6 protein-coding genes are annotated in these 7,876 nt (G+C 70.5%); 3 read left to right on the top strand and 3 right to left on the bottom strand.

Translation table 11 applies throughout. The features are described 5' to 3' along the window. Window positions 1-1,068 (bottom strand): sigma-70 family RNA polymerase sigma factor (locus ABD378_RS41880; RefSeq protein ID WP_344530359.1); only part of this gene is annotated, 1,068 nt, incomplete at its 3' end. A 194-nt stretch (window positions 1,069-1,262) separates the two neighbouring features. Continuing rightward, entirely contained in the window at window positions 1,263-2,045 is a 783-nt protein-coding gene (locus ABD378_RS41875; protein ID WP_344530357.1) for a TetR/AcrR family transcriptional regulator, read from the bottom strand. A gap of 374 nt (window positions 2,046-2,419) precedes the next feature. Between ABD378_RS41875 and ABD378_RS41870 the strand changes: the two genes are divergently transcribed. Continuing rightward, entirely contained in the window at window positions 2,420-3,778 is a 1,359-nt protein-coding gene (locus ABD378_RS41870) for an NAD(P)/FAD-dependent oxidoreductase (protein WP_344530355.1), read from the top strand. A 142-nt stretch (window positions 3,779-3,920) separates the two neighbouring features. Next, window positions 3,921-5,594, top strand: a complete 1,674-nt coding sequence (locus ABD378_RS41865) for an ATP-binding SpoIIE family protein phosphatase (protein ID WP_344530352.1) — start codon at window positions 3,921-3,923, stop codon at window positions 5,592-5,594. A 10-nt stretch (window positions 5,595-5,604) separates the two neighbouring features. Here the strand turns inward: ABD378_RS41865 and ABD378_RS41860 are convergent, their stop codons facing one another. Continuing rightward, on the bottom strand, window positions 5,605-6,882 hold the full coding sequence (locus ABD378_RS41860; RefSeq protein ID WP_344530361.1) for an MDR family MFS transporter: 1,278 nt from the start codon (window positions 6,880-6,882) through the stop codon (window positions 5,605-5,607). 123 nt (window positions 6,883-7,005) lie between these two features. Between ABD378_RS41860 and ABD378_RS41855 the strand changes: the two genes are divergently transcribed. Continuing rightward, window positions 7,006-7,554, top strand: coding sequence for a MarR family winged helix-turn-helix transcriptional regulator (locus ABD378_RS41855; protein ID WP_344530350.1), 549 nt, complete (start codon window positions 7,006-7,008; stop codon window positions 7,552-7,554). Window positions 7,555-7,876: the final 322 nt, after the last annotated feature.

Raw genomic sequence — 7,876 nt, 5'->3', positions numbered from 1 at the left:
CGATCCGCCGCTCGCCGCCGCCGCACCCGCGGCACCTGCGCCCGCCGCACCCGCGGCGCCACCGCCGACGAGCACGGCCACTTTCGCGTACCCGGCCGCACCGAACCAGCCGATGACCGCGATCGGCACGACACCCGGGATACCGCTGGCGACTTCCTTGATCTGGCCGGCGGCCAGACGGCACTTGGCGCACTCCTCCATGTGCTTGCGAAGACCGCGCTCGGCCCGTGTGCGCAGACTGCCGCGGGCGTAGGCACCGAGCCGGTCCGCGTAGCGAGCGCACTCCTCGCTCTCGGTGAGCGTGGTGCTCACATGGGCCTGGAGATACGCCTCCTTCAGACCCTCGCGCGCCCGCTTGGCGAGCACCCGTGTGCCGTTGGCGTCGAGCCCGAAGAGCGTGGCGACGTCGCTCGGGGACTCGTCCTCGATCTCCGTGTGCCACAGCACGGCCTGCCAGCGCTCCGGAAGGCTCCGGAAGGCCTGCATGGCCATGGACTGCTCGGCCTCGTGCATCGCGCGCACGTCCGCGCCCAGGTCGAGAGTGTCGTCGTCGGAGACCTCGGAGCTGCGGGCGGCCTGCGCCGCGAACACCGCGAAGTCCTCGACCAGTTGCTCCCGTTTCGCCGACTTCGTCCACCCTGCGGCGACGCGGCGCACCGTGGTGAGCAGATACGCGCGCACCGCGTGCTCGGGTCCGCTGCCGCCCCTCACCGCCTGCAGCATCCGCGCGAAGACCTCGGCCGTGAGGTCGTCGGCGGTGTGGGCGTCACGGCAGCACGTGCGGGCGTACCGGCGGACCGCTTCGGCGTGCCTTCGGTACAGCTCTTCGTACGCCGTGTCGTCGCCCGCCCGCATCTGGGCGATCAAGTCGCTGTCGGCCGCGGGACCGTCCCCGGACAGGGGGGCTCCGGCCTCGGCCGCTGCCCGCTGCGGCGGAACGCTGGGATCCGCGTCGCTGCGACCGCCACCGGAACCGGGTCCGCCCTGGCTCGGCACCTGCCGAGAAGGCAGCCCTCCGGCCTCTTCGCCCAAGGCGGAGGACGACTCGTCCCGCCCGTCACCACTCATCGCGGAAGCCCCCGCTTGCACACTCAGACCCGGCCATCCGGGAAAGAGTGCCATACGGCCGTGCTACGGCGAACGGCGATGACGGTCAACCACCCGTCCGAGGTGATTTCCCGTATTCGAGCACTACCGTTCACTCATTCGGGGAAGGCTCAACAGCCGTATGTTTACCGGGAGTTGAGCCACCCCGAACCGCGTCACACCGTGGGGCGCGACCGCAGCCCCTCGAGCAGGATGTCGAGCAGCCGCGAGGACGCCGCGGCCTGCTGCGCCGCGTCCGGCAGCGAGGGCGCAGCCGTGGCTATCACCAGGAGCACGTCCGACACGGTCACGTCCGCGCGCAGCTCGCCCGCCGCACGCGCCCGCTCCACGAGGCGCACGACGTCGTCCAGGAGCGCGACCGCCCCAGGGTCGACGGCCGCCGACTCCGCCGACTGCTCTGCCGGAGCCGAGCGCTGCTCGACGAGCCGCAGCTCGGGACCTGCCGGAGCCGCCTGCCGCTGCTGCGGCACGCGCGCCTCGTCGTCCCGTACGCCCGCGACCTCGTCCGCGACGCCCACCCGCAGCACCTGGGGCGGCAGGAGCCGCCCCGCGCCCGAGGCGACGGACGTCCGCAGGAAGCGCGAGAGCGCCGACCACGGTTCGTCCTCCTGACCGAGCGCCGAACGGGCCTGGTCGGTCAGCCGGGAGGTCTCCTCCTCGGCTATGCGCCGCACCAGCACGTCCTTGCTGGGGAAGCGACGGTAGACCGTGCCGACGCCGACCCGTGCGCGCCGGGCGACGTCCTCCATCGGCGCGCCGTAACCCAGCTCGCCGAAGACCTCGCGCGCCGCGCGAAGGACATGCTCGAGATTGCGCTGTGCGTCCACACGCAGCGGCGTCGAACGCGGTCCGTCCCCCATGTCGCGTCCGTTCCCGCTGGTGGCGACGGCTGATGCCGACGCAGTGCTCGAAGTCCAGTGAGATTCCTGAATATGCATACGCATTCCCCCGGTAATGACGTCTCCCCCCGGAGACACTCCCCGCCATTGACTACCGGAGTGTGAGGAGCAAGCCCGAATCCCGAGCCCTCTAGCTGGACTCGACGAGCGCATCCCCCGACACCCCGACGACACACGAACATAGTTGAGCCAGAGTCAATTCAGAAGAGGTGGGTTCCGCACGGAGCGCCCCTCGATCGGAGTACGCACCGTTTCCGACCCGATTGCACCCCCTCGCTTCCCCCTTCCTCCCCTCGCTGACCTGCACATCTTCGAGATTCCCCGGCAAGGCCCCGACGGCGCGCCGCGCGCCACGACCGGTCACACAAATTGACGAGGCTGTGGACAAACTCCAGAGCTGGGTGCGTCATGGGATGGTGAAGGAACCTGTGCGCATTCTCGTTGTGGGCGGCGGCTACGTCGGCATGTACACCGCGCTGCGCCTCCAGCGGAAGCTGAAACCGGAGCTGAAGCGGGGCGAAGCGGAGATCGTGGTGGTGACGCCCGACCCCTATATGACCTACCAGCCGTTCCTGCCCGAAGCCGCGGCCGGCTCCATCTCGCCGCGCCACGTCGTGGTCCCGCTCCGCCGCGTCCTGGACAGATGCAGGATCGTCATCGGCGAGGTCAAGACGGTCGACCACGCCAAGCGCACGGCATCCTTCACCACCCTCGCCACCGCGGACGAGGGCTCGGGAGCCGTCGACATCACGTACGACGAGATCGTCATGGCCCCGGGATCCATCTCGCGCACCCTGCCCGTCCCGGGCCTTGCCGAGCACGGCGTCGGCTTCAAGACCGTCGAAGAGGCCATCGGCCTGCGCAACCACGTCATCGAGCAGATGGACATCGCCTCATCGACGCGCGACCCGGCGATCCGCGACGCCGCCCTCACCTTCGTCTTCGTGGGCGGCGGATACGCCGGCGTCGAGGCGCTCGGCGAGCTGGAGGACATGGCCCGCTACGCCTCGCGGTACTACCACAACGTCAAGGCCGAGGACATGAAGTGGATCCTCGTCGAGGCCTCCGGGCGGATCCTCCCCGAGGTCGGCGAGGAGATGGGCAAGTACACCGTCCGTGAGCTGCGGCGCCGCAACATCGACGTACGCCTGGAGACCCGCCTCGACTCGTGCGAGGACCGGGTCGCCGTCCTGAGCGACGGCTCGCGCTTCCCCACCCGCACGGTCGTGTGGACCGCGGGCGTCAAACCGCACCCGGTGCTCGCCGCGACCGACCTGCCGCTGAACGAACGCGGCCGCCTCGACTGCACCGCCCAGCTGAGGGTGGACGGCGTCACGCACGCGTGGGGCGCGGGAGACGCGGCAGCCGTCCCCGATGTCACCGCGGACGAGCCCGGCAAGGAGTGCGCCCCCAACGCCCAGCACGCGGTACGCCAGGCCAGGACGCTCGGCGACAACATCGCCGCGTCCCTGCGCGAACAGCCCCTCAAGGAGTACACGCACAAGTACGTGGGCTCCGTCGCGTCCCTGGGGCTGCACAAAGGCGTCGCACATGTCTACGGACGGAAGTTGAAGGGCTACCCTGCCTGGTTCATGCACCGCGTCTACCACCTCAGCCGCGTGCCCACCGTCAACCGCAAGTCCCGGGTGCTCTCCGAATGGGTCCTGTCCGGCCTGTTCAAACGCGAGATCGTCTCCCTGGGATCGCTCGAGCACCCGCGTGCGGAGTTCGAACTCGCGGCCGGGGGCAGAAGCCCGAAGGAGTCCTCCTGACCGGAGGCAGGAACTCCCCGCGCGACACCGGCGTCTGACGGATGTCAGTCCGGTCGGCCAGACTGTTCGTGTGACCATGGGCGGGCCAGGACCGCCGGAAATCCCCGCCCGATCCAGAAGCGACATCACGAGGCCTACCGCAGTGAACTTCACGCGCTGGAGCGCCCGGCTCCCCGGAACGCAGCGCCGCGCCGCGGCGCGGACCGACCTGGGGATCTCCCCGCCACAGCGAACCGAAAGCTCCGTCCCTGCGGCCCGCGCCGAGGGCGGCCAGGAGGGCGCCACCCTCGCCCCCGCCGCCACAGGCGTCGACGAACTGCCGACCCGCGAGGTGCTCGACCGCATTCCGGCCCTCGTCGCCCTGGTGCACGGCCCCGAGCACCGCATCGCGTACGTCAACGACGCGTACGCGACGGCGTTCGGCGAGCGCCCCGTGGGCGAACCCGCCCGCGACGCGCTGCCCGAGCTGGACGAGCTCGGCCTGCTGCCCCTCCTGGACCAGGTCCTGCGCAGCTCCAAGCCGCGCACGGTCAAGTCCCGCAAGGCGGCGAGCGGCCGGTCGTACACCTTCACCTGCACCCCCGTGACGCTCCCCGTGAGCGGCTCCGCCGCGGGCCTCAAGGACGACGGGGTCCTCGTCTTCGCCGCCGACGTCACCGACCACGCGGAGGCCGCCGAGCGGCTTCGGGCCAGCGAGCGCACCCAGCGCGAGACGGCCGTCACCCTGCAACGCTCGCTCCTGCCCCAGGAGTTGGAGCAGCCGGACGACCTGCGCATCGCCGCCACGTACCAACCGGGCGGCACGGAGGCCGCGGTCGGCGGCGACTGGTACGACGTGATCACCCTCGGCGGCGGCCGCACCGCCCTGGTCATCGGCGACGTCATGGGCCGCGGCGTCCGCGCGGCGGCCGTCATGGGCCAGCTCCGCACGGCCGTGCGCGCCTACGCCCGCCTGGACCTGCCCCCGCACGAGGTCCTGCAGCTCTTGGACGGCCTCGCCGCGGAGATCGACGCCAGCCAGATCGCCACCATGGTCTACGCCGTGCACGACCCGAACGAAGGCAGCCTCGTGTACGCCTCCGCCGGGCACCTGCCGATCCTCGTACGGGACGAGAGCGGCACGATCCACCGCGCGGAGGAGCCCACGGGCCCGCCGCTCGGCACCGGCGGCTGGCTGCACACCTCGGGCTCGGTGCCGCTGGGCCCCGGCTCGACCGCCGTCCTCTACACGGACGGCCTGGTCGAGCGGCGCAGCGAGGACATCGACGAAGGCGTCGCCGCCCTGGAGCGCGCTCTCGCGGGCGCCACCGGCACACCCCAGGTGGTGTGCGACCGCCTGATCCGCGCCCTGGGAGTGACGGCCGACCACGACGACGACGTGGCGGTCCTGGTCCTCCAGCACCCGGCACGCACCGGCCTGGACGCCGAGCTGTTCCGCAACGCCGCCCTGGAGCTGCTCGGTGGCGTGGAAGCGGCGCCACGCGCGCGTGCCTTCGCGACCGGCGTCCTCGCCAGCTGGCGCTTCCCGCCCGAACTGCACGACCTGGGAGTCCTCGCGGCCAGCGAACTGGTCGCCAACTCCCTCCAGCACGGCACGCCACCGATGCGCCTGCGCCTGCGCCGCACGGACCGCCGACTGATCATCGAAGTGACGGACGGCGACGACCACCTGCCGAGGCGCCGCCGAGCCGAGCCCGCGGACGAGGCGGGACGCGGCATCGCCATCGTCGCCACGATCGCCTCGAACTGGGGCTCACGGCGCACACCGGGCGGCGGCAAGGCGGTCTGGTGCGAATTCGCACTCCCGCGCGGGTAGTGCCTAGGACCTAGGAGTTCGCCGGTACGGGCTCGGGGGCGCCCTGAGCGACGACCCGGCTCTTCGCGACGTACGGCTGGTTCTGCAGCGGAGTGAGCTGCCGCCCAAGCCGCACGGCGAGCACCGTGATGCCGAGCGAGAACAGCAGGAACGTCACGATGTACGGCCCGTGCAGCGCGGCCCCCATCGGACCGCCGACCGCGGGACCGACCGCGAGCGCCAGCTGCTTCACCAGGGCGAAGGCCGAGTTGTACTGACCGACCATCCCGGCCGGAGCCAGATCGGCGACCAGCGGCGCGACGGTCGGCGACAGCATCGCCTCACCGAGCCCGAAGAGCGCGTACGTCGAGATGAACGCGGCGGTCGCCATGGCCTGGCTGCCGTGGCCCATCCCCGCGTACCCGGCCGCGATCCACGCGACGGCCCAGATCAGACCGACGGCGGCGATCACCCGGGACCGCTTGCGCCGCTCGACGAACTTCAGGACGGCGAACTGCGCGATGACGATCACGGCCGTGTTGGCGGCGAGAGCGATGCCGAGCGTCGACGGCGAGATCCCGGCAGCCTCCACGCCGTAGGCGGAGAGACCCGACTCGAACTGGCCGTAGCAGGCGAAGAACAGCACGAAGCCGAGCACGCACAGCTGCACCATCGCCTTGTGCCGAAGGAGCGCCCGCAGACCGCTCTGCGGCGCGGACCCGTCCTTGGGCACGGCGTCCTGGAAGGACGGCGCGTGCGGAAGCCGCACGGTCACGACGATCGCGGCGAGCACCAGGAACATCACGGCCTCGATGGAGAACAGCGTGATGAAGCTGCCCGGGTCGTGCTCGTCGACGATCTGCCCGCCGATGAGACCACCGATACCCAGACCCAGGTTCTGCAGGAAGAACTGCATCGCGAAGGCACGCGTGCGCGTGGTGGGCGTCGAGCACCAGACGATCATCGTGGCGAGCGCCGGCTGCATCACCGCGGTGCCCGCACCGAGGAGGGCCGCCGAGACGATCGCCGTCGGCTCACTGTTCGCGAAGCCCAGGGCGAGGGCGCCCACCGATGCGGTCAGCGCGGCTCCCATGAGTACGGGGAGCGGGCCGCGGCGGTCGATGACGCGCCCGGTGACGGGCAGGACGATCAGCGCGGCCATGGCGAACGCGGCGAGCACGATGCCCGCCGTACCGGCCCCCAGATCCCGCACCTGCGCCACGTACACGTAGAGGAACGGAACCGTGAACCCGACGCCGAACGCGCTCAGCGCGCTGCCCACCTGAATACGACGCATCGCTGCGCCCATCGCCCTGGTCACTTTCACCCACCTTAAGAGTTAGACGTGAAGACTTCGAAGCTAAAGTTAGAGTCTAAACAATACACACAGAAGAACTTCAACGCCAAGTGAGGGCGTGCCATACTGCGGGCCATGGGTGACACTCCCGGCCCCAGTGAGCCGACTCTCGAAGAGCAGATCGCCGCCTACCAGCGGGAGTTTCAGGACCTCGACCCCCAGGTCGAGGAGATCGTCTCGGCCCTCGGCCGCCTCAACCGGCGCATGAGCGTCGCCTACGGGCGCCAGACCGCGACCCTCGGCATCAGCAACGCCGAGTGGGAGGTCCTCAAGGCCCTCGTCCTCTCGGGCGCCCCGTACCAAATGGGCCCCGGCGAGCTCGCCAAGGGCCTCGGCCTCACGCCGGCGGCCATGACCCACCGCATCGACCGCATGGTGTCGGAGGGTCTGGTGACCCGGGACCGCGACGAGTCCAACCGCGTACGAGTGATCGTCGAGCTCACCGCGGAGGGCCGCGAGAAGTGGCTGGAGGCGATGCGCCTGGCCACGGTCTTCGAGGAGGACCTCCTCCAGGACCTCTCCCAGGAGGAGCGCGGCGCCCTCGGGGAAGTACTGACTCGTCTTCTACGCCGGGTCGAGCACGCCCAGCCGGACGCGGGCGGACGCCTCACCGACCTGGACTGAGCGCCGGGTTGAGAGCTGGGTTGGGCGCCAGGTTGAGTGCCGGGGCGAGCACCCACCACGGCGTTTGACAGTCACCCACCCGATCCGTAAGGTTCTTCGGGTTGCCACAGAGCCGTAACGGTTCTGCGACAGCGCCTCCCGCCGCTGAGACGCGGCAAAACAAACTCTGCACGACATCCCACCGGGAACGATTTCGGCATGCCCGAATTCAATTCCAGGACTCGATTATGAGTAGCCGGGAAGAACCGCTAGAGTTTGAGACGTCGGAACGGCCCAACAGCCGGGAAGACAAACCCCGCTGACTGGGAATCAGGCCCGAAAG

The organism is Streptomyces rectiviolaceus, from assembly GCF_039533825.1.
GTDB classification, from domain to species: domain Bacteria; phylum Actinomycetota; class Actinomycetes; order Streptomycetales; family Streptomycetaceae; genus Streptomyces; species Streptomyces rectiviolaceus.
Note: the sequence above shows the minus strand (reverse complement) of the source record. Positions and strands in the feature narration are given on the sequence as shown.